Origin of the sequence: Nostoc sp. CCY0012 (genome assembly GCF_963920855.1) — a bacterium.
Lineage (GTDB): Bacteria > Cyanobacteriota > Cyanobacteriia > Cyanobacteriales > Nostocaceae > Cyanocohniella.
In genome coordinates, this window is the sequence record NZ_CAWUDM010000036.1 from 35821 (window position 1) to 58080 (window position 22260).

At 40.9% G+C, this 22260-nt stretch carries 18 protein-coding genes and 1 tRNA gene; 13 read left to right on the plus strand and 6 right to left on the minus strand.

Translation table 11 applies throughout. From position 1 onward, the window contains the following. The first annotated feature begins 74 nt into the window (after positions 1 to 74). The 5 genes from ACM0OS_RS12535 to ACM0OS_RS12555 all read left to right on the plus strand — a co-directional run bounded on the left by ACM0OS_RS12535 (position 75) and on the right by ACM0OS_RS12555 (position 6303). Positions 75 to 308 carry a hypothetical protein gene (locus ACM0OS_RS12535; RefSeq protein ID WP_414543519.1) on the plus strand — a complete coding sequence of 78 codons (234 nt, stop codon included), beginning with the start codon at positions 75 to 77 and terminating at the stop codon, positions 306 to 308. A gap of 715 nt (positions 309 to 1023) precedes the next feature. Further along, the gene (locus ACM0OS_RS12540; RefSeq protein WP_414543520.1) at positions 1024 to 2067 is read left to right on the plus strand and encodes an aspartate-semialdehyde dehydrogenase; all 1044 of its coding nucleotides are present in this window, start codon (positions 1024 to 1026) and stop codon (positions 2065 to 2067) included. A 162-nt stretch (positions 2068 to 2229) separates the two neighbouring features. Next, on the plus strand, positions 2230 to 3114 hold the full coding sequence (gene dapA / locus ACM0OS_RS12545) for a 4-hydroxy-tetrahydrodipicolinate synthase (protein WP_414543521.1): 885 nt from the start codon (positions 2230 to 2232) through the stop codon (positions 3112 to 3114). A 355-nt stretch (positions 3115 to 3469) separates the two neighbouring features. Next, positions 3470 to 5242, plus strand: coding sequence for a ribonuclease J (locus ACM0OS_RS12550; RefSeq protein WP_414543522.1), 1773 nt, complete (start codon positions 3470 to 3472; stop codon positions 5240 to 5242). Positions 5243 to 5925: 683 nt separating this feature from the next. Next, positions 5926 to 6303, plus strand: a complete 378-nt coding sequence (locus tag ACM0OS_RS12555) for a Mo-dependent nitrogenase C-terminal domain-containing protein (RefSeq protein ID WP_414543523.1) — start codon at positions 5926 to 5928, stop codon at positions 6301 to 6303. A gap of 60 nt (positions 6304 to 6363) precedes the next feature. Here the strand turns inward: ACM0OS_RS12555 and ACM0OS_RS12560 are convergent, their stop codons facing one another. Beyond that, positions 6364 to 8340 (minus strand): caspase family protein, encoded by a 1977-nt coding sequence (locus ACM0OS_RS12560; RefSeq protein ID WP_414543524.1) that lies wholly within the window; start codon positions 8338 to 8340, stop codon positions 6364 to 6366. 199 nt (positions 8341 to 8539) lie between these two features. On the opposite strand from ACM0OS_RS12560, the gene ACM0OS_RS12565 reads away from it, so the two are divergent. The 3 genes from ACM0OS_RS12565 (at position 8540) to ACM0OS_RS12575 (ending at position 10250) form a co-directional block, all read left to right on the plus strand. Continuing rightward, positions 8540 to 9085: a hypothetical protein gene (locus ACM0OS_RS12565; protein ID WP_414543525.1), complete on the plus strand. Its 546-nt coding sequence runs from the start codon at positions 8540 to 8542 to the stop codon at positions 9083 to 9085. Positions 9086 to 9225: 140 nt separating this feature from the next. Next, positions 9226 to 9396, plus strand: a complete 171-nt coding sequence (gene rpmF, locus ACM0OS_RS12570; RefSeq protein WP_414543526.1) for a 50S ribosomal protein L32 — start codon at positions 9226 to 9228, stop codon at positions 9394 to 9396. A gap of 251 nt (positions 9397 to 9647) precedes the next feature. Beyond that, positions 9648 to 10250: a sulfite oxidase-like oxidoreductase gene (locus tag ACM0OS_RS12575; RefSeq protein WP_414543527.1), complete on the plus strand. Its 603-nt coding sequence runs from the start codon at positions 9648 to 9650 to the stop codon at positions 10248 to 10250. Here the strand turns inward: ACM0OS_RS12575 and ACM0OS_RS12580 are convergent. Beyond that, positions 10247 to 11632, minus strand: coding sequence for an aldehyde dehydrogenase family protein (locus tag ACM0OS_RS12580; protein WP_414543528.1), 1386 nt, complete (start codon positions 11630 to 11632; stop codon positions 10247 to 10249). The genes ACM0OS_RS12575 and ACM0OS_RS12580 overlap by 4 nt on opposite strands. Positions 11633 to 11782: 150 nt before the next feature. Further along, positions 11783 to 12928 carry a hybrid sensor histidine kinase/response regulator gene (locus ACM0OS_RS12585; RefSeq protein ID WP_414543529.1) on the minus strand — a complete coding sequence of 382 codons (1146 nt, stop codon included), beginning with the start codon at positions 12926 to 12928 and terminating at the stop codon, positions 11783 to 11785. A 189-nt stretch (positions 12929 to 13117) separates the two neighbouring features. Between ACM0OS_RS12585 and ACM0OS_RS12590 the strand changes: the two genes are divergently transcribed. Genes ACM0OS_RS12590 through ACM0OS_RS12600 form a run of 3 tightly spaced genes read left to right on the plus strand, consistent with a single transcriptional unit; the run spans position 13118 to position 17707 of the window. Continuing rightward, the gene (locus ACM0OS_RS12590; RefSeq protein ID WP_414543530.1) at positions 13118 to 13465 is read left to right on the plus strand and encodes a CU044_2847 family protein; all 348 of its coding nucleotides are present in this window, start codon (positions 13118 to 13120) and stop codon (positions 13463 to 13465) included. Positions 13466 to 13479: 14 nt separating this feature from the next. After that, positions 13480 to 15048, plus strand: coding sequence for an AAA-like domain-containing protein (locus ACM0OS_RS12595; protein ID WP_414543531.1), 1569 nt, complete (start codon positions 13480 to 13482; stop codon positions 15046 to 15048). Then, positions 15002 to 17707, plus strand: a complete 2706-nt coding sequence (locus ACM0OS_RS12600) for an AAA-like domain-containing protein (protein ID WP_414543532.1) — start codon at positions 15002 to 15004, stop codon at positions 17705 to 17707. The genes ACM0OS_RS12595 and ACM0OS_RS12600 overlap by 47 nt, the downstream gene beginning before the upstream one ends. Positions 17708 to 17863: 156 nt before the next feature. Here ACM0OS_RS12600 and ACM0OS_RS12605 read toward each other — a convergent pair. Beyond that, positions 17864 to 17948 (minus strand) — tRNA-Ser (locus ACM0OS_RS12605). A 130-nt stretch (positions 17949 to 18078) separates the two neighbouring features. Next, on the minus strand, positions 18079 to 18999 hold the full coding sequence (locus tag ACM0OS_RS12610) for a TIGR04168 family protein (protein WP_414543536.1): 921 nt from the start codon (positions 18997 to 18999) through the stop codon (positions 18079 to 18081). A gap of 150 nt (positions 19000 to 19149) precedes the next feature. On the opposite strand from ACM0OS_RS12610, the gene nadA reads away from it, so the two are divergent. Beyond that, positions 19150 to 20124: a quinolinate synthase NadA gene (nadA, locus tag ACM0OS_RS12615; protein ID WP_414543533.1), complete on the plus strand. Its 975-nt coding sequence runs from the start codon at positions 19150 to 19152 to the stop codon at positions 20122 to 20124. Positions 20125 to 20376: 252 nt separating this feature from the next. Next, a complete protein-coding gene (locus ACM0OS_RS12620) occupies positions 20377 to 20910 on the plus strand; it encodes a lecithin retinol acyltransferase family protein (RefSeq protein WP_414543534.1) in 534 nt (177 codons plus the stop codon). A 173-nt stretch (positions 20911 to 21083) separates the two neighbouring features. On the opposite strand, the gene ACM0OS_RS12625 is transcribed toward ACM0OS_RS12620, so the two are convergent. Next, positions 21084 to 22007: a hypothetical protein gene (locus ACM0OS_RS12625; RefSeq protein ID WP_414543535.1), complete on the minus strand. Its 924-nt coding sequence runs from the start codon at positions 22005 to 22007 to the stop codon at positions 21084 to 21086. Between the last annotated feature and the right edge of the window lie 253 nt (positions 22008 to 22260).

Sequence of the window (22260 nt, forward strand, 5' to 3'; positions counted from 1 at the left end):
CGCTTCTGTGGGTTAATGTTTTTTGGCTGGAGATGGGAGGTACCCACAAGGGATGTTTTAAAATTCCATATTATATGGATGAGCGCCAATCCAAAAATGCTAACAAAATATCACATTTTCTTCCTGGTACTCTGTGGGAAAAACCTGGAAGCGTCGGCGCTAATCCTTCGGGGTTTGACCTGCGCTCATGGGGAGCCTGCCTCACCAGTCCACAAGCTGACACGACTGATCTAGCCGCTCTTCATGTAGATATACAGTTTACTGCCAATGGCAAAGGTCTTGACACTTTACCGAAAAATTGGGTTTAAAGCCTCGCCCTTGTAGGGCGAATTTTGGTAAAATATAAATGGTTTCAGGCTGAAAAGCCGCTAGAACGTGTCCGACAAATATGGCTGAAACAGTGCCACACGAAAGTCTAGAAAACAATAAAGACCACGAGCAGCGAAAACTCTTAAAACAGCGCAGTCAGTCTTCAACAAGGCTGAATGATTTTCAGAAAACAATTTGGAGTAATCCACGTACCGTAGGGCATACGGGAACGTACCTTGGAATAGGTAAACGCTTGAGGAGTAATCCATTAAAAGGGTAAAAAGGGTAACTAGATAGCACTTGATATTCTAGTATGTATCTCCTACGGAGACGCTGCGCGAACGGATTAGACATAATCGTGTAAGACCTTAGTAGGGAGGAATCCTCAAAGGGCGGTGATTAGCCCAAGAATCCTCGCCTGTCAACAGACGTGATGTGTAAAGCCCCTGAATTTGATTCGGGGAATATACATCGACCCCAGGTTGCTGTATAATAGTGATATATATAGTATTTTTATAATTTATAAAAAAATGTTACCGTTACCTAATATGAATGTAAAATAAAAAATCAAACTACCGTCTTCAGAAAAGAATTAAAATTAGAAAAAATTTTTATTCAAAGTTTGCTATAGCTATCTTTAAATTAACTCAGCATATATTCTGAATTGTTTTAAAACATCGCACATAACATAACCTCTCGAAGGAGGGAGCTAGTTTGTCAAAATCCTATCGTGTAGCTATTTTGGGAGCAACTGGTGCTGTAGGCACGGAGTTGCTGGAATTACTAGAAAGTCGGAATTTTCCGGTTGCCGATTTGAAGTTGTTGGCATCGCCGCAAAGTGTCGGACGATCGCTGCCGTTTCAAGGGGAAAATTTACCAGTAGAAGCCGTAAGCGATCGCGCCTTAGAAAATATCGATTTGGTGCTAGCTAGTGCAGGTGGTTCTATATCCAAAACCTGGGCCCCCGTAGCTGTAAACAAGGGTGCAGTAGTTATAGATAACTCCAGTGCTTTTCGGATGAACCCCCAAGTGCCTTTAGTAGTGCCAGAAGTGAATCCCTTAGCAGCGGCTGATCACCAAGGTATTATTGCTAACCCCAACTGCACGACAATTTTGATGACAGTGGCAATCTGGCCTTTGCATCAAATCAGTCCCATAAAACGTATTGTCGCCTCAACTTATCAGTCAGCTAGTGGTGCAGGCGCCAAAGCAATGGCAGAAGTCAAAACCCAAGCTAGTGCGATTTTACAAGGACAGCAGCCAGTAGCTGAAGTATTGCCTTACCCATTGGCATTTAATTTATTCCCCCATAACTCCCCCTTAAATGATGCGGGATATTGTGAGGAAGAAATGAAAATGGTCAACGAGACTCGGAAAATTTTTGATAATCAAGAAATTAGAATTACTGCTACTTGTATACGGGTTCCCGTACTACGCGCTCATTCAGAAGCAATTAATCTAGAATTTTCCCAACCATTTAATCCAGATACGGCTAGAGAAATTTTAAGCCGCGCTCCTGGAGTAAAATTATTAGAAGATTGGGAAAACAATTATTTTCCCATGCCAATGGAAGCCACTGGGCGGGATGAAGTATTGGTAGGGAGGATTCGCCAGGATATTTCTCATCCATGCGGTTTGGAATTGTGGCTTTGTGGTGACCAAATTCGTAAAGGCGCAGCCTTGAATGCAGTCCAAATTGCTGAATTATTAGTAGAAAAAAATCTCCTACAACCAGCGAAGGTATATGCTTCTAGCTAAAGAAATAAGAAATAAGATTTCTAGCAGTAGGCGCTAATTAAGATACAGAAACATCAAATATAATGTGCAAAATACGCTTGAAACAAATTGATGAATAGGTTATTAAAATAGAAAACCACCAAGATACAAAAAACCAAAAGGGTAATCAGGAGTGAAAACAGGGTGGGAGAATTTGGCAGAGTTTTAACCGCTATGATTACACCGTTCAAAACAGACGGTAGTGTCAACTATGATGTAGCGGCCGAACTAGCAGCAAATCTAGCTAACAACGGTACAGATACGTTGGTAGTATGTGGAACGACAGGAGAATCCCCCACTCTTAGTTGGGAGGAAGAATATCAGCTATTTGTGGAAGTATTGCAAGCTGTGGCAGGCAAGGCTAAGGTGATAGCAGGATGTGGTTCTAATTCCACCAAAGAAGCGATCGCGGCCACCGAAAAAGCAGCTAAAATAGGAGTACATGGTTCCTTACAAGTTGTACCTTATTACAACAAACCGCCACAAACAGGTCTCTACCAGCACTTTCAAGCAATCGCCCAAGCTTGTCCCGACCTACCATTACTGTTATACAATGTCCCTGGACGTACTGGTCAAAACCTCAGTCCAGAAACAGTTGCCCGGTTAGCGGAAATTAGCAATATTGTTGGCATCAAAGAAGCTAGTGGAAATTTAGACCAAGCAAGTGAAATCCGGCGGTTGACACCACAAGAATTTCAGATTTACTCTGGAGATGATTCTTTAACCCTACCCTTGTTAGCCATTGGGGCCAAGGGTGTAGTTAGTGTAGCTTCTCATCTGGTAGGAAACCAACTACAGCAGATGATCCAAGCTTTTAGTGCAGGGAAAGTTGCACTGGCTAGCGAGATTCATTTGCAACTGTTTCCGTTGTTTAAAGCTTTATTTTTAACTACAAATCCCATTCCAGTTAAAAAAGCGCTGAAACTTCAAGGTTGGGAGGTGGGTTCATCTCGTCTACCGCTAGGCGAAGCTGATTCAGATGTGAGTGACAAATTAAAAGCAGTTTTGGAAAAACTAGACTTAATCTAGATAGCAGCTTGTGGAATGCTTGCTAACTGAAATAGTTGCCAAAAACGCAGACAACACTTTTTATATCGATGGAGTAAACCACTCTAGCCTGTGAAACTATACTGCACCAAAGTGAGAAATGCTATATCAATAAATGAGCATAATTTTAAATAATCTACACTTTAAATGCCTGTGCTAAGACTGTCATAGATATATGTTGAATCCTTTAATTTCGAGTCCATTTTATTGAACAAACAACTGAACATCTCAAATAAAATTTAGCTGCTTTTAGATAGAAAGCTAGTATTTTTTTCATACAAGATCGCTAAATTTGAATTTATTAACACCGAAAAACCAACAACAATCTCAGGAGAAAATGGTAAATAACGAAATTAATTCTGCCCTCAAAATTATTCCTTTGGGCGGTTTGCATGAAATTGGTAAAAACACTTGTGTTTTCGAGTATGAAGACGAAATCATCTTATTAGATGCGGGTTTGGCTTTCCCCACAAAAGGAATGCTGGGAGTGAATATTGTCCTACCAGATACCACTTATCTCAGGGAAAATCGTCACAAAATTAAAGGCATGGTCGTGACCCACGGTCATGAAGACCATATTGGCGGTATTGCTTTTCACCTCAAGCAATTTGATATCCCTGTGATTTATGGGCCCAGACTAGCAATGGCCTTGCTAGAAGGTAAATTGGAAGAAGCAGGAGTACGCGATCGCACCGAGTTAAGAACGGTCGCACCCCGTGATGTTGTGCGGATTGGACAACACTTCTTTGTAGAATACATCCGTAACACCCACTCTATGGCTGATAGCTTTACTCTGGCTATCCATACGCCTTTAGGAATAGTCATCCACACAGGTGATTTTAAAATTGACCATACACCAGTTGATGGCGAAAACTTTGACTTACAAAGGCTAGCAGAACACGGTGAACAAGGTGTACTGTGCTTATTGAGCGATTCCACCAACTCAGAAGTACCAGGATTCACTCCTTCGGAACGTTCAGTTTATCCCAACCTTGACAGGGTATTTGGTCAAGCCACCGGCAGATTATTTGTCACCACCTTCGCTTCAAGTGTGCATCGCATCAACATGATTTTGCAGTTAGCACAGAAGCATAACCGTGTCGTATCGGTTGTGGGTCGTTCCATGCTGAACTTGATTGCTCATGCTCGTAACTTAGGTTACATCAAGTGTGAAGATAAAATTTTCCAACCCTTGAACGCAGCCCGTAACTTACCAGACGAAAGCGTATTAATTTTGACTACTGGTTCCCAGGGTGAACTAATGGCAGCCATGACCCGCATTGCCAACAAAGAACATCCCCACATTAAAATCCGTCAAGGAGATACAGTAGTATTCTCCGCCAACCCGATTCCTGGCAACACCATTGCTGTAGTCAATACCATCGATAAATTGATGATTCAGGGCGCCAATGTAGTCTATGGTCGAGACAAAGGTATTCACGTCTCAGGACACGGCTGTCAGGAAGAACAAAAACTGATGATTGCCTTAACTCGTCCCAAGTTCTTCGTACCTGTTCACGGTGAACACCGGATGCTAGTCAAGCACTCACAAACGGCACAGAGTATGGGTATCCCTGCCGAAAACATGGTACTCATCCAGAATGGTGATGTCATAGAACTGACTCAAGAAGCGATTCGTGTTGCTGGTAAAGTACCGTCCGGTATCGAACTTGTGGATACGACAAGTTCTGGTATGGTAAGTGCCAAAGTCTTGCAAGAACGGCAACGTATGTCAGAAGAAGGACTGGTTACCATTGCCGCGGCCATTGATTGGAACGGCAAACTTATGGCCAAACCAGAAATACATATGCGTGGCGTAGTTACCAGTGTAGAGCGATCGCTTGTCCAAAAGTGGGTACAACAACGTATCGAAGAAATGCTCAGTGTGCGTTGGTCAGAATTTGCCCAACCCTCTGAAGGCGAAAAAACAGAAGTAGACTGGGGTGGGTTGCAAGGCACATTAGAACGAGAATTGCAACGTTCCATCCGTCGAGAACTGCAATGTCAACCAACGGTGACTTTGTTGATGCAAATTCCTGATGAACCACCTGTAAAGGTTGCTGATGGTAGAAGACGGCGGACTCGCACTACAGCTCAAGTAGCATCATAATCAATCAAACATTGCCGTCACCCTGAAGGATACGGCTATATAGACGAAGCCTGCCTACGCAGGCTTTTTTTGTTGAATCCAGATAAATTCCCCCATTGCCACTCATGGTAGCCACAGTGTAAAAATCGGCGCCAGCATGTCATTGAGAAAAAAGGCTGACAAAATGACACTGCCAAAGGTCAACGCAATTAACTAGCCTAGAGGACTACGAGGACTATAATTAAGTTAGCCCCAGCACTCCGTAAATTGCCAATTCCCAGACAAACACTGTTTTTTCTGAGGCATTGCCAAGGGCCATATATGACCACAGGCTGCTTGATCCCTACAATGTTCAGCCTCTCAATCCACTATTTGTATTGCTGATATTTATACTTAGCAAAAATAATTTTCAGATTTGCTTATATTAAATTTTGTAAATGTTACAATAAAACCTGTCCAATGACAGATGTCTTTATTAAAATTTAATCTGTGTCAAGTTACGAAGAAGATTACATTTTTACACTACCGATCCCGCATAAACTGCGATTAACTTGACGTAGTAATAAATTGGATTCTGACTTAAGTAGCTACTGTAACATCCTATTGTAACTCAGTCAGGAAAAGATTTCTCCGGGACAGGTCATTGCCACATTGTATATATTCATCAGAAAGGTGAATAACCTCATTAATACAGAGGAATAACCATGAAGGTATTTGATGATACCAAAAAAAATATTTTTCTCACAAGCTGGGTATCGATTAACCCAACACAGACGAGTAAGGCTCCTGTAACCCAGCCCAACCATTCGGCTTCTAAGTCTTACGGTGATATTCTCCGGCCCCTAAGGCAGCGAATAGAAAGTATTCCGGTTAACAATCGCCAATTAGCTCATCGTTTGTGCAAACTGATTCCTGCTCAATGTCCCTTTGAGCGTGATGTTAAATTATTCGGCAAAACCCTGTTTCACATCCCCCCCATGTGTAAACTCAATCCCTTATATGAAGAAGTGGTTGGTTTACGCTTCCGCGCACTGTGTTATCTTGCTGACGAATGTGGCGAGGATATTTCTCAGTACTGCTAAATACCAGTGTTGAGTCTTCAGTGAAGAGAGTTAGGAGTTAGCAATTAACTCCTAGCTTTTTTATTTTTTATCTATTCTTGCCCGCCATTTTTGGATGGCTTCTTGAGCATCTTCGTAAATTGCTGTCACCTCTGGAACTAAAGTAGCCGTTTCAATAGCCGCTTTGAGATTGCCCTGATTAGCTCGATTTTTAGCCAACTCTAAAATTTTCTCACTCCAGTCATTAATAGATTTTTCCGCGAGATCAAAGCCTGGCTGTGCTGCTGGGACTCTTTTGGCAACTTCAATGGCACGATTATATGTTGATGCCTGTCCTGGCCTAATTAAGGACTTGGCCGCATCTAAAACAGTTTTGTTACCTACAAATTGTTTAGCTTCTAACTGCCATTGATTAATTGCTGTTTGTGCTTGGGGATAAAGTGACTGATCTTTGGCAATTAATTTAGCGGCTGCAATGGCATTAGTATATTGTTTTTGCTGGGCACGACCCTCTGCTAAATCAAGAATCATACGAGTCCAAATTTTAATATTTTCTTGGGCTTGTTCGTAAAGCGGTTCACCTGGTTGAATTTTGCGTGCAGTAGCGATGGCCAAGCTGAGATCACTAGCTTGAGTTTGCCTCAGAGACATTTTTGCTAGGTCTAATACTGCTTGATTTCGCTTTTTAGACTCAGAAATAGAGGCTATTTGGGCGCTAGATTGGTTGTTCGGAGGAGGCGTTACGGGGGGTGTCTCAGACTCAGGGATCACAGCAGTGGGTGCAGAGGGTGATGCTGGTGGTGTATGTTTGACTGATAAAAATTGTGCCTGATTGCGAAGAATAACGACAAAAATTAAAGCCACTATCAACATAGTGCCGCCACCCCAAAATAAAAACTGTTGCCAAATTGGAGTAGCTGACTTATTTTGTGGCAAACGAGAAATATTAGGTTTAGGTGTATTGGGGATGAACCGACCGCCTGTAGCCATTTCTGGAGATGATGTGACCAATTGGACTGGCTGGTTGCCATATTGTCCTTTGCTCAAATCAGTTGCTACACCAGAAAATTGTGGTGTTTCTAATTTATTGAACTCTGGAATCAAGTTTCTCCAACTCACCGGCTGAGATATTTTCCCAAGGGTTGTTTCGACTACTGGGGCTGCTTGCCAAATATTCGTTTTTGGCGGTTGGGGAGAATTTACGGTGGGTTTTGCTCCCAAAGAAGGTGTGGCTAATGCAACAGCGAAGGATTCTTCAGGAAAAATCACTGATTCTGCGGCGCTAGGTTCTATGGTGCTGGGGATAACTTTACTATTTTTTTGCATCTCCAATTGCGGCAAGATTGCTAGCTGATTAAAGGGAATTACGGTTACAGGGTTTTGTGTAGGACGCCAGTAGTGTTGACATAATTCTGGAGTGAGAACACTCAGATAGCTTTCTAGATCAGCCAAATTGCTGGCATTACCGGAACGCAAAGCCTCTAAAATTGCTGCTGTAAAAAAACCGTGGCCTAGTTCGCTACTTTCATGGGAGAATTGCTCTGGTTGACAAGAAAGAATTGTAGCCAGTTGTAGTTCTTCAGCCAGTTCTATGGTTTCTTGGCCCACAAGAGTATCGGTTTGAGTGCCAAAAGCACGGTGGATATCCAGCAGTAGCAATGTATTCAGTCCAGTCATTTGCAGACTTTGCATCAGCGATCGCACTTCGATGCCAGTTTCCTCTACTAATTCTGGATTTCCTGCCACTGGCATTAAGTAATCTTGACCCTTGTAATTAATCCCATAACCGCAAAAGAATAACCACAGATGGTCTTGTGGTTGCCAACAGGCGGCTGCCAAATCCTCAAGCAACAGCAGAATATTTTCCTTGGTGGGATAGGTGGATCTGTCTCCAATTGGTGGCGAAGTCTCTGTCATTAACAAGCAGCGTTGCCTGACAAAACTTCCTTCTTGAACTAAAAAATCATTTAGCGCCTCGGCATCTGCTTGAGCGCAACGTAACGGTTGAAATAACTGATATTGATTGATGCCTATGGCGATCGCCCAGTAATTTGCCATCCCGCTGTTTGTAGGTGGTCGTTTGTTTGCCTAAAATTGCGGTTGGCTTTGCTGAAAAAACAAAGCTAACCTATGTCTTATGGTCTAGGAGATTATTATCAAATTACCGTTTTCTAAGTTAAATTAGTTACATCTTCTCTAGCAAATATTGCTTACACAAATTCAAATTATCAATTGATTAATTAGGAGTTTTCAGGTTATGCACAGGAGTGTTGCTCACCAACCATCATCGATCATCCCCTCTCTATTTATTGGCCAAATTGCCAAAAAAATCCGGATATTTCCGTTAATGGTTTTACTTTTTTCACCAGTTTCAGTGTGGATGTTGACAGAAGCGATCACACCCCAGGTAGTGCGCGCTTATACCGCCAGAGTTGACCTGAGTATTGACCGTATGGAAGATGAAGCTTATGAAACCATACTGCGGAGGGCAGAAGCGGTTGCCAGAGCAGCAGCTCAACGTAGCTTAGACCAAGATATTTTAGTAACAGATGTTTCAATTATCGTCACCGTACAAAGTTATGGAGCGATCGCGCCCATATTGGCTTTAGATGTCAGTCGCCAGCAATGGCGCACACGCCCCGATGCCCAACGTTGGGCAACATACTTCAAAACAGCGCGATCGCTCTTATTCTTTGACAACCAGCCGGACAGACCCAATGTAGGCCAAGCAGCCACTATTGTTCCTCCAACTGCTAGTCCCGCAAATGTGACTAATTCCCCTGCTGATGAGGCGCAGAAGTAGAGGGAGATGCGGGGCTGCGGGAAAAGGAGGAAAAAAGTTTCTAGTATCTAGTCCCTAGCCCCTAGTCTCTAATCCCTAAATAAATGTCAATTTGATCGCTTAGAATAAAAAGGTTGTCAAGAATTGCGATATCCGCTATTATGGCTGTTCCTAAGAAGAAAACATCCAAATCCAAACGAGATAAACGTCGAGCTACTTGGAGACACAAAGCTGTTGTGGAAGCTCAAAAAGCCCTGTCTCTGGGCAAGTCAATTTTGACTGGACGTTCTACCTTTGTCTATCCAACCACTGAAGAAGAGGACGAAGAATAATAATTCCCTATTGAGTAAAAGCAGGGACAGCACCGAAGATTTGAGCGGTAAAAGCTACCGTTCAAATTTTTTAATAGTGTATGAGCGCTTTTTCGTTGCTTTTCTGATTGCATTATCAATAATAAGTAGTCTGCAAAAGCTAATTGGGTTAAAAGAAAATTGGTAATGAGTAATTGGGGCTGCCCATTACCCATTACCCGTCACCCATGAATCAGCGACTTGCCAATCACAAGACTTATTTTTTTGAGAATATGCCAGGAAAATTTTTTCATAAACCAAACGAAGAAGAGCAAAAACGCGTTCCCCCAGGTCAACATTTGGCTAAGGGTTTTCCCGTGTTAACCTACGGTGCAACACCCCAAGTTAGTACAGAAGACTGGGAGTTTCGGGTTTCGGGTTTGGTAAAACCTGCGGTATTTACGTGGTCAGATTTGATGAAACTGCCTCAATCCGAGTTTACAGCCGACTTTCATTGTGTAACGCGCTGGTCAAAACTGGATGTGAAGTGGACTGGCATCAAGGTAACCGATTTCATGAATTTAATTGAGGTAGATCCCCAAGCAGTGCATGTGATGGAACACTGCTATGGCGGTTACACTACCAATATTGCTATGGCAGACTTTGTGCGCGCAGAAAATTTCTTTGCCTGGCAATTATTTGATGAACCGTTACCCGCAGAACACGGTGGCCCAATGCGGCTGGTTGTACCCCACCTCTACGCCTGGAAAAGTGCCAAATGGATTAATGGTTTGGAATTTTTAGGTGAAGAAGAACTTGGGTTTTGGGAGCGTAATGGCTACCATCGGCGGGGTGAACCTTGGGCGGAAGAGCGTTATAGTAGCAGTTTGGCTTAAATACCCATCATCCGCTTGATTGTGGATAATTTGTCTTTGTAGGGAGCGTATCGCCATTTTAAATCCAGCCAGAAGGAATTTTTTAATACACTTTTGCGATGGGAAAAGGTGTCAAAACTTGCCTTACCGTGATAACTGCCTATACCGCTTTCGCCTACACCACCAAATGGTAAAGATGAAACTCCCACTTGCATAATTGTGTCGTTAATACAAACTCCACCAGATGAAGTTTCCTGTAAGACTTGCTTTTGCAGGTTTTTATTCTGCGTGAATAAGTATAACGCCAAGGGTTTTGGCCTAGAGTTAATTAAGGCGATCGCTTCTGTAATATCAGTGTATTCAATTACAGGCAAGATGGGGCCAAAAATTTCCTCCTGCATGATGGGATCTGTCAAGGAGACATGATCAATTACTGTAGGGGCAATATAACGTGTTGATTGGTCTGTTTCTCCACCAGTAATGATTTCACCATCTTTGAGCAATTTATTTAATCTCTCAAAATGATTTTGGCTAATAATCCTAGAGTAATCTGGACTGTTAGCGGGATTATTTCCATAAAATTCTGTGAGGCATTTTTTTATGGACTTGATTAAATCTGGTTTAATTTTTTGATTAACTAAAAGATAGTCAGGTGCAATACAAGTTTGTCCGGCGTTGAGAAATTTTCCCCAAGTAATACGTCTAGCTGTATATTCTAAATTAATCTCAGTATCGACAATACAAGGACTTTTACCACCTAATTCCAAGGTCACTGGTGTGAGATGTTTGGCTGCTGCTGCCATCACAATTTTACCAACGGCTGTACCACCAGTAAAAAATATATGGTCAAATTTTTCTGCTAGTAGTTGTTGGCTGATTTCCGCCCCTCCTTCTACTACGGCAATATATGCTGGGTCAAAATATTTGCCAATTATCTCAGCTAACAAACTAGAAGTATGAGGGGCAATTTCTGAAGGTTTGATAATTGTACAGTTTCCAGCAGCGATCGCACCTATTAAGGGTGAGATAATTAGTTGAAAAGGATAGTTCCAAGGCCCAATAATTAAAACAACTCCTAAAGGTTCTGGATGCACTCTGGCTGAGTAGGAAAAGAAGTCCCATGAAACTGCTGCTTTTTGTGGCTTAGACCAATTTTTAAGATTTTTAATAGCAGCGTCAATTTCCTTGGTAACACTGATTTCAGAAATATAAGTTTCAAATTCTGGTTTAGATAAATCTGCTTGCAGTGCTTGAACTATTGCTGGTTTATTTTCCAGAATTGCTTGCTTAAGAGTTTTAAGTTGTGTAAGACGGAAATCTACATTTTTCGTTTGACCAGTCTGAAAAAAATCACGTTGTTTGTCGATAATTGCCGTTAAGTTTGATAATTTCTTAGTAATCATATTTTCTTTTTTGGACTTTTAAATTGTTAGTTTTACTATAACAAGATATTTATCTTATATCGATGCTCAAGCATTTATATTAAATACATGATAAATTACGAATTATGTAACTTTGTATGTTTATAACTCATAACTTATCATTGTGACTTTTCACTGTTTAATGGGTAGATTAACCATGAATACACTACCTTTATTTAACTCAGAACTTACCAGAATACTACCGTGATGTGCATCGACTATGCGACGAGAAAGATATAATCCTAAGCCGCTACCAGAGCTTTTATGGCTTCCCTGACGAAATCTTTCAAACAAATTGGCTTGTTCTTCAGGGGAAATACCTGTGCCTGTGTCTGCTATTTCAATGGTAACGTAGTCCTTGATACTAGCAGAGGCAGTAAACTCAGAGGCACTAATTTTGCTACTCCAAAGTACACTAGTAAGACGAATAGCCACTGAACCAGATTCTGTAAATTTGATGGCATTACCGATTAAATTAGTGAATAAACGATGTAGTTCTAAGCGATCGCCCATCACTATAGTATTGGTAGCATCCTCAGACAACTCCAGTTTCAGAGATAGTTTTTTGTCTTGTGCTAGAGGTGTCAGTTCGCCAACTAATTCTTCTAGCAACTGACTGAGATCAACAGGTTGAAATGCCAGGGTTTTGCGTCCGGCTTCAAAGCGATAAACTTCCAATAAGGTATTCACCATAGACAGCAGGTTGAGATTACTCCGCGCCATGATGGTGATAACTTCTGCCATTTGTGGTGATAAATTTCCCAAAGCACCCTGCTGAAATAGCATTAACATGCGATCGGCTGCTACTAAAGGCGTGCGTAAGTCGTGAGTGAGGCGGGAGACAAAATCTTCACGCTGGCGGGCAATTTCATCACGTTCATCTATACTGCGCTTTAAACGTAAGAGCGATCGCACCCTTGCGAGTAATTCGTCTACAGTCACAGGTTTGCGGATAAAATCATCAGCACCCAAGTCTAATCCTTGCGCTACATTGGGCGCATCGTGGGCAGTAATCAGCAGGATGGGAATATATGCTTGCAACTTCATATCTTCACGAATGCGCCTAGTAACTTCGTATCCATCCATACCTGGCATCATTAGATCCAGTAATACCAAGTCGCAAGGCGATGTTTCCAGTTGTGTCAAGGCCGAGACACCATTCTCTGCGGTACTAATCGTGTAGCCTTCCTCCTCCAAAATCGTTTTGATCAAAAACACATTATCAGGAGAATCATCCACAACTAGAATTTTGTCAAATCGAGAAGATAGGGAACTCATGGGGTAGCAAGGTGTAGTTATAAGCTAATTCTGCGGGAAAATTGATTTATTAGTATAATTTTTCTAGATATTGTCCTTAGGTAAATTTTCTACCCAGAACATTTTTTACCAAAAAATTTATATCAATTTATTGTAAAAAGTAGTTAAATTTACTACGTTGTTGATATTTATTCACAAGCTCATTAAATCATGGCCCGTAAACTTTTAGAATTAGATACAGCAGATGGCAGCACAATTTTGGTAGCAGTTGAGATACCAGATGTATCAGTGGGTCGTGTATCGGCTCCTAGTGATTTACCCATAGAAAAAGTAGAAGCCAGCTTTGATGCAGTTCAGGATTTGATTGTGAACGGCTGTCGTCCAATTACCAGGGCATTCCGCACCTTGCAGCAAGAATCACAGCCTGTGAGTGGTGAAGTGGAATTTGGTTTAAATTTTACTGCCAAAGGCTCGGTGTATGTGGTGGAATCCTCTGCACAAGCATCATTGAAGGTGAAAATCACTTGGAAACTAGCACCAGAAGAAAATAAACCGTAAATAAAAAAACTTACATGAGTTGGGATTTAGTTAAAGCTTGTACCGTTGCGATCGCCACGCCTGAAGATATTATCCGAGGCACAGGCTTTTTTATCTCATCCACAGGACATTTACTTACCTGCGCCCATGTAGTTGAAGATGCCGATGGTTGGGAAAATGTCAGAGTTAATGGGCAAAAAGTTGAGTTAGTTTATTTGGGAAGTAGCTCCCATGACGACTTTGCTGTATTGCAATTACCTGGATATCAAGGCGAAGCTGCACCTTTGTTATTGACTTTTGAACCGGGGAAACAATTTCGCTCCATTGGTTATGGCAGGCTAGACTTCCCCTGCGGTGGAACTATTGAGGGTAGTATTACCGATGCTAACCCCCATGCCGATTTTAATAATTTATGTATGTTACGGTTACGAGTCATGGCAGACTCACAACAAATTATTGGTGGCTACAGTGGTTCCCCTGTGTTTGATACCGAAGCTCAAGCTGTAGTGGGGATTATTGCTGCTTACGACAATACCCAGGGAGGACTTGCTGTACCCCTACAAACAGTACAGAAAAATTGGTGGGATTTGGCAGATTTACTACATTCAGAATTAGTCTCCAAACAAGAATTATTATTTTTCGATTCAGCTTTTTATGCTGGTTGCTATCGAGAAATTGAGCGTCCAGGCTCATTAATTCGAGTTAAGGCTCCTTTGCAATGGGGCAAAACTTACTTAATGATCCAAATTCTCAATTATGCAACTCAGCAAGGCTATCAAGCTGTCAGAGTGGACTTTCAGGAGCCAGAACAAGAAGTATTCAATAGTCTAGAAAGGTTCTTGCAGTGGTTCTGTAGCAGCATAGCTAAGGGGTTAAATTTACCAAACAACTTAGCTCAACATTGGGGCGGTACGTTAAGTGCCAATAGTAACTGTACCAACTATTTGGAAAGACTGTTGGCAGTAATTCCTAGTCCCTTAGTTTTAGGCTTGGATAATACTGATGTGATTTTTTCATATCCGGCGATCGCCTGTGATTTTTTGCCCTTGCTGCGAGCTTGGTATGAGAAGGGGAGGACTCAGCCTCTTTGGCAAAAGCTACGCTTGGTAATTGCCTATGCTCAAGAAGATTACATTCCTATAGATAGAAATAGGTCACCATTTAATGTCGGTAAACCCGTAGAAATACCAGAATTAAACCAGGAGCAAATCCAGAAATTTGCACAACACCTCAAACTTTATTGGCATGAAGAGCAAATTACTCAACTTATGGCAATGGTGGGCGGACATCCTTGGTTGGTAAAAAAAGCATTGTATAAAATAGCGCAACGCGAATTAACGTTAGAGAAATTTTTACACATTGCTCCTACAGAAGAAGGTTTATATAGCGATCATTTACTGCGTTATTGGTCAACATTACAGGACAATCCAGAACTACTAGCAGCGATGCAGCAGGTAGTTAGTGCCAATGTCCCCGTCAGAATAGATCCAGACAAAGCATACAAACTGCGGAGTATGAGACTAGTAAAATATACAGGCAATTCTGTACAGTCTTTGTGTGATTTATATCACTTATATTTTAGCGATCGCTTGGGGTTGTGGTAATTTTATGAATCCAGCTTCTTTGCCAAACTATGAATACCACGTGGGAGGCAGCTTACCTGCTGATGCCCCTACTTATGTCACACGACAGGCAGATGATGACTTGTATTACGGTTTAAAAGAAGGTGTGTTTTGTTACGTTCTCAATTCCCGACAGATGGGCAAATCTAGCCTGCGGGTGAGAATTATGGAACGATTGCAGGCAGATAAAATTACTTGTGCAGCTATAGACCTCAACGAAATTGGGACAGATATAACACCAGGACAATGGTATGCAGGGGTGATAGATAGTCTAGTCAAAAATTTAAATTTATCGGAACATTTTGATTTAACTAGTTGGTGGCATCGACGCAATCTTTTATCCCCAGTGGGACGCTTGAGCAAATTTATTGAAGAAGTATTGCTCACGAAGATTTCTGGAAAAATTGTGATTTTTATCGATGAAATAGATAGCGTTCTTAGTTTAAAAAATTTTTCTCCTGATGACTTTTTTGCCTTAATCAGATTTTGCTATAACCAGCGTGCTGATAATCCAAACTATAACCGCCTGACATTTTGTTTATTGGGAGTGGCGACACCATCGTATTTAATGAGAGAAAAAAGACGTACACCATTTAATATCGGTAGGGCAATTGAATTAAATGGATTTCAATTTATTAAATCCAAGCTATTAGCTAAAGGTTTGGAGGGAAAAGTTAGCGATCCCGAAAACGTACTGAAGGAAATTTTAACTTGGACAGGTGGACAACCATTTCTTACCCAAAAGCTGTGTAACATCATTGCCGATGAAATGGAGGTATCTGGCGTAGAAGAATTAGTAAAGTCGCGGATTATCGAAAATTGGCAAGATCAAGATGATCCAGAGCATTTGAGAACAATCAGTGATCGCATTGTGCGGAATGAAAAATTTACAGTTAAGTTAGTAGGACTTTATCATCAAATTTTGCAACATGGAGAAATTATTGCTGATGATAGTCCTGAACAAATGGAATTACGCCTTTCAGGATTAGTAGTTGAAAAACAAGGTAAATTAAAGATATACAACCCTATTTATAAAGAAGTTTTTAACAAAGAATGGATTAATAAAACATTAACAGATTTACGACCTTATCGGCAGGAACTCATAGCATGGAAAAGTTCTTCTTGTCAGGATAATTCTAAACTTTTAAGTGGACAGAAATTAAGACAAGCTCAAGCATGGGCAAAAGCTAATGAATTGACTGCTCTAGATTACCAATTTCTTTATGCTAGCCAAAAATTGGCAACACAAAGACACCAGCTATTTATCTTAATTCTGGCTATACCATTACTACTAATGCCATTAGTCGTGTGGCAATATCGGAGACTGATTACGCCTTTATTCGTTACTGAGCAAATAGAAGCAACACTATTTAATCAAGGAGAGCGTACCCTCTTTGGAGGTAATGAGAATATCAGTCGTGATCGGGGTTTTGATGCTTTTAAAACTCAAAATTATACTGAAGCTGTTAATTCTTTCCAAAGAGCTATACAAGCTTTTCCTACAGATCCAGAATTACATATATTTTATAATAATGCTAAAGCATATCAAAATGGTAATCCCCTGAGTTTAGTAGTAGCTTTACCTGTGTCTACTAGGAGAGATATTGCTGCTGAATTTTTGCGAGGGGTTGCCCAAGCACAAGATGAGTTTAACATTTCAGGTGGAGTTAATAATAGGTTATTAAATATAATCATGGCTGATGATAATAATAATTCTATTCAATCTGAAAAAATTGCTCAAGATGTAACGACAAACCTAGAGATTTTAGGAGTTATTGGACACTACACCAGTACAAATAGTCAAGCGGCAATACCTGTGTATGAAAAGGCTAACATAGCTATGGTTTCTCCATCCAGCACAAGTACCTTCCTGAATAGTCCGGTCTTTTTTAGAACAGTAACTTCTAACACAAAAATTGGTGGAAAATTAGCAGAACATTCTCTAAATAAAGGCTATGAAAAAGTTGTAATTTTCCATAATCCTGAAAATGAATATAGTCAGAGCTTATATCAAGAGTTTGAAAAAAAATTCCAAAAAAATGGTGGTAAAGTTGTCAGAACGATAAATATGAGCCATCATCCGTTAGATGCTGATGCTGAAGTCTTACGTAGTTCGTATCGGTATCAAGCCGACGCCATGATTTTGTTCCCAGAACCAGAATCAATTTCTGTGGCAATGGAAATTATGCGCGCTCAAAAACAATTAGAAAATCAAGGCAGTAAAAAATTACCTGTACTGGGCGCAGATGCTTTATATAATACAGAGACTTTAAGACAAGCCGGTGAAGCTGGTGAAGGTTTAGTTTTAGCTGTACCCTGGTTTGCAGGGGAAGAAAATTCCCAAAAATTTGCAGATCAAGCTAGCCAGAGATGGGGAGGGCAGATTAGTTGGCGTACAGCTACAACTTATGATGCGACTCGAGCTTTTATTCAGGCTATATCTATGTCTAGCAATCCAACTCGTCAAAGTGTTTTAGAAAACCTCAAATCTCTGAGTCTTGCACAGAGTGAAACTTCTGGATATCCACTACAATTTGATGAGCAAGGCGATCGCCAACAAGAACCTGTGCTTGTGAGAGTAGTTAGAGGTGGTGGCGGCCCCAAAGAAAGTGGATTTAAATTTGAACAAGTGCAAGAATAAATACTCGTCATATAAATATTTACACTCACTATTCGGCAGCGAAATTCTGCTGTAGAAGCAATAGCGATCGCACTCACAGGCTTTCAATTAATTCAAAAAGAAATTATTGATTGCTGAGGATATTAATTAACCAAACAAAACACAATATTTTTTCAACGGAGAGGGGGAGATTCGAACTCCCGGAGGTTTTAGCCTCATCCGATTTCAAGTCGGACGCAATCGACCACTCTGCCACCTCTCCAATAAAACTGTCTAGCTCTTAATGAACCGACGACAGTAAGCTATCATAGCGCTTTTGCCGACCATTAACAAGCTGACAGATAATACTATATCTCATCATCTACGCAGATTGCACTATTGAAGGCAACTATCTACGACACACTAAGCGAACGCTCGTACAAAATTTCCTCTGAAGTCACCTGGAAATCATGTCCTACCCACACTAGAGAGACTTGGGAAACCTCACCCGCTTCTAGGGAAACAATCGAAAAATTACGCAGCTTATCGCCCTGATTTTCCAAAATCCTGGGTACAGTTGCCGCGTTCAAGTAAATTGTTCCTTCGGGACTTCTAAAGACAGCTTTACGCTGCATTTTTTTGGTATGTCTGAGGGTGCGGTGCATGTGACCGAATGTCACTAGAGGAATAGTTTTACCAGCCGTGAGGCTCTGAGAAATGGCCTCACCTAAGTCTGGATCACCAAAGTCACCGCCGATGGGATGCCAGTCTTTACCGCAGGGATCTTCTGGGCGATCGCCTAATCCACTGGGCCCATTATGACCGAGAAAAATAATCGTCTCATGAGCCGCACTTTTTACCGCTTGAACGATGCGATCAGCCGATTCTTCCAGACTCGTGACACCATAACGTTCTTGCACGATGTCCGCAAATTTCCACTCTGGGCCACCCCACGTAAAAGGACGACCCCCCACCACCGTTAAATTCCACGCGGGAAAATCTAGCTTACCGTAACCAACATGGGCAGGGCCCAATAAATCGAGTTGTTGCTGTACCCAATCTTCCTGAGAGCGATCGTAGGGACATTTCCTCCGACCCCATTCCGTAGCAGTGTACCAGGCATCGTGGTTTCCCATTACTGCTGCTTTGGGAATGTCGAGGGAGGCGATCGCTTTGACTACTTCCACCGACTCATTGCCAAAATCACCCACAAACAGCACTAAGTCAACACCCAGATGCTTGAGTGCCATGCCATCTTCTAATTCCCATTGATCGTGAACATCTCCAACTACAGCAATTTTTAGGGTTTTTGATTGAGTTTTCTGACTGGTCATGCCACTTTCCTTGCCGTCTATCTCCAGCATATGAAACTCCGCCGGATTTGGACACAACTGTAGGGACATCCACCATCTACTATTTTTGGTAAAAACTACTATAATTGAATCCACAGGACAAAAACTTGCAACTTAAAGCACCCCTTAACTGTGTTTACCACTGCACTACCTCAACGAAACAAAACCCAACCGGGTGGACTACCGCTAGATTTATTTGCTGCCATAGAGACTCTCAAAAAAGAACTCAACGCGGTGATCCTGGCGCATTACTATCAAGACCCAGATATTCAAGATATCGCTGACTTTATTGGGGATTCATTACAATTAGCCAAAGCCGCAGAGAAAACCAATGCAGATGTCATTGTCTTTGCTGGTGTTCACTTCATGGCAGAGACGGCAAAGATACTCAATCCTGATAAATTGGTGCTTTTACCAGATTTAGATGCTGGTTGTTCGTTAGCAGATAGTTGTCCACCACAAGAGTTTGCCGCATTTAAAGCAGCACATCCAAATCATTTGGTGGTTTCTTACATCAACTGTTCTGCGGAAATTAAAGCCATGAGCGATATTATCTGCACGAGTTCCAACGCCGTCAAGATTGTGCAGCAAATACCCCAGTCACAACCGATTATTTTTGCTCCAGACAGAAATTTGGGCAGGTATGTCATGGAGCAGACTGGACGCGATTTACTACTGTGGCAAGGTAGCTGTATCGTCCATGAAACCTTTTCCGAAAAGAAAATTGTCCAATTAAAAATTGCTCATCCAGAGGCAGAGGCGATCGCTCACCCAGAATGTGAAAGTAGTGTATTGCGCCACGCCAGTTTTATCGGCTCTACAGCAGCTTTACTTAAATATTGTCAAAATAGTCCTACAAATGAATTTATTGTGGCTACAGAGCCAGGTATCATCCACCAAATGCAAAAACTGGCTCCTAATAAACGCTTTATTCCCGCCCCACCGTTGAATAACTGCAATTGTAACGAGTGTCCATTTATGCGGTTAAATACTTTAGAAAAACTCTATTTAGCAATGAAGAATCGCACTCCTGAAATTACCATGTCAGAAGAAATACGGATTGCGGCACTACGACCAATTCAACGCATGTTAGAAATGAGTTTTTAAAATAGGTTTTTGATCTTTGTAGAGGCGTAAAATTTTGCGTCTCTACACAATCTAATTCGATAGGAGTTTTTGAAATAATATTTGTTATCTAAAGAAACTATTTTAAGAGAAGATTGGAAATTAAACAAATGTAGGTTACATGGAAACTTTAAATGAAAACTTAATTTCTTGTTTTAAACTTTAAAATTTATTTTATATTCCTGGAACAAATGGGCAATCTAAGTATTAAGAATATACTTGGAATGTTTTTATATGAATCCAGTGAACATTGTTCCAGGCGACCATATTTTATATTATTGTGGGACTCATGAACATCATGGAATATATTGCGGAGAAATTCCATATAAAAATAGAATTTACCAAAATGTGGTGATTCACTTTGAAGGAAAATTTAAAAGAGGACAGATTAGAGGATTATCATTTGATAACTTTGCTCAATATAAAAAAAATGCTTGTTTTTCTGATGATGTAGTCCTCAAAAGAGCTATAAGTAAGCTAGGTGAACCTGATTATAATTTATTTGGAAATAATTGCGAACACTTTGCACATTGGTGTAAAGCAGGTAGAAAAAGATGTGGACAATTACATAATTTGATGGAAAATACAGGGGGAATTTTAGGAGGTGCGATAGCAGGAGGAGTTGCAGCAGCAGCTCTACCCCTAGCTGTTCCTGGAGTCGCTTTTTATGGCATAGTTTTAGCTGCTGGTTATGCTGGAGGGGAGTTAGCAAAAAATGGGGTCAATTTATTTTCAGATAAACCAGAATATGACAATGGCTGTATTTAATTTTTATAAAATCCAGTAAAATTACGATGTTTTGTAGGTTGGGTTTAGTTTTGCTCAACCCAACCAAGCAACATGTTTAACTTGCACACTACTTAACTCACCTTATTTCAGTAATGACTCCTTAATTTCTACATGTAATTTTGTTTTACTAAAAATCTAGCCAACCCCAAACACTAAATTTTCTTTTTCTCCGCTTCTGCTTTAGCTATGTCACTATATTCTTTGTATAGTTGAGTGCGAATTTTAGCTTCTTCATAACGACTATGATCGAGTGGTACCATACTCATTAAATCTGAAGCTCGTTGCCACTGAGCAGCTAATTCTAACCACTGAGTTGAAGTTTTAGCTACTTTGCCTCCATCTGAGGCTAGGTTAGCAATTCGCACAGCTTCTCCAAATGCGTCTTCAACAGGGGTAGAAAGGCTATTTACCGCAACACGGGGTGAACTCTCCTTCGTGTTTGTCGTCAACAAATTCAAGTTTTTTGATTGCATTAGGTTAGTTAATTTATGACCTAACTGGGCATAGACAACCCAACCTAGCAATAACAGCGAGCATACACCAACTGTGGCTAGTATCCTTTTTTTGGGTGATTTTTTAATAAGTACTGAAGAACGAGAAAATTGGGTCTTGGGTAAATTAGTTTTTACTTCTTTTTGGGCTTCTTTAAAATCTGTAATTAATTGCTGGAAAATATGTGGTTGAGCTAGTGTAATTTCTTGCGACCAAAGCAATTGGTTTTCGCAATCGCGATAAATTTCCGTTAACCAAAGCAATTGCTGCTCCCGAACGATACGACTGTTGATATTGACTCGCCGAATATTACGGGGTGTGATAGAAGCCAAAATTTGCTGAATTTGTGCTACTAGAGTAGATTGCTCTAGCTCTTCTTCTTTAGCCGCCTCACACAGAAGTTGTAGAACACCATCCGCAAAAATAGCTCTGGTTCTGACGCCAGAATTAGCTAGCTTTTCGTTTAATAGTTGAATAATCGCAGCAACGCTACCTTGGTGCGCCTGCCAAGCGATATCATTTATCCGATCTACCATTTGAGAATTAGTGATAGCTCTCGCACCCTGACTTATTAACTGACTCATCAATTTAGGGAATCTATTCTACTGAGTTTTACTTTGTCTTCGATTTTACGAGTAAAACGATGAGTTGCCAAATAAAATCATAAAAATTAAGTCTCTTCTTTGCTTCCTTAAGAGATTTTGTCACCATTGATTAATATAAAGCTCATGTGGGTGTGTAACCTACCTGTGTAGCACAATATATTATATATTTTTTTTGGTGATCGCCTTTGGCTAGGTCAATATAAATATGTTGTGCGATCACACTTAGCTAAGT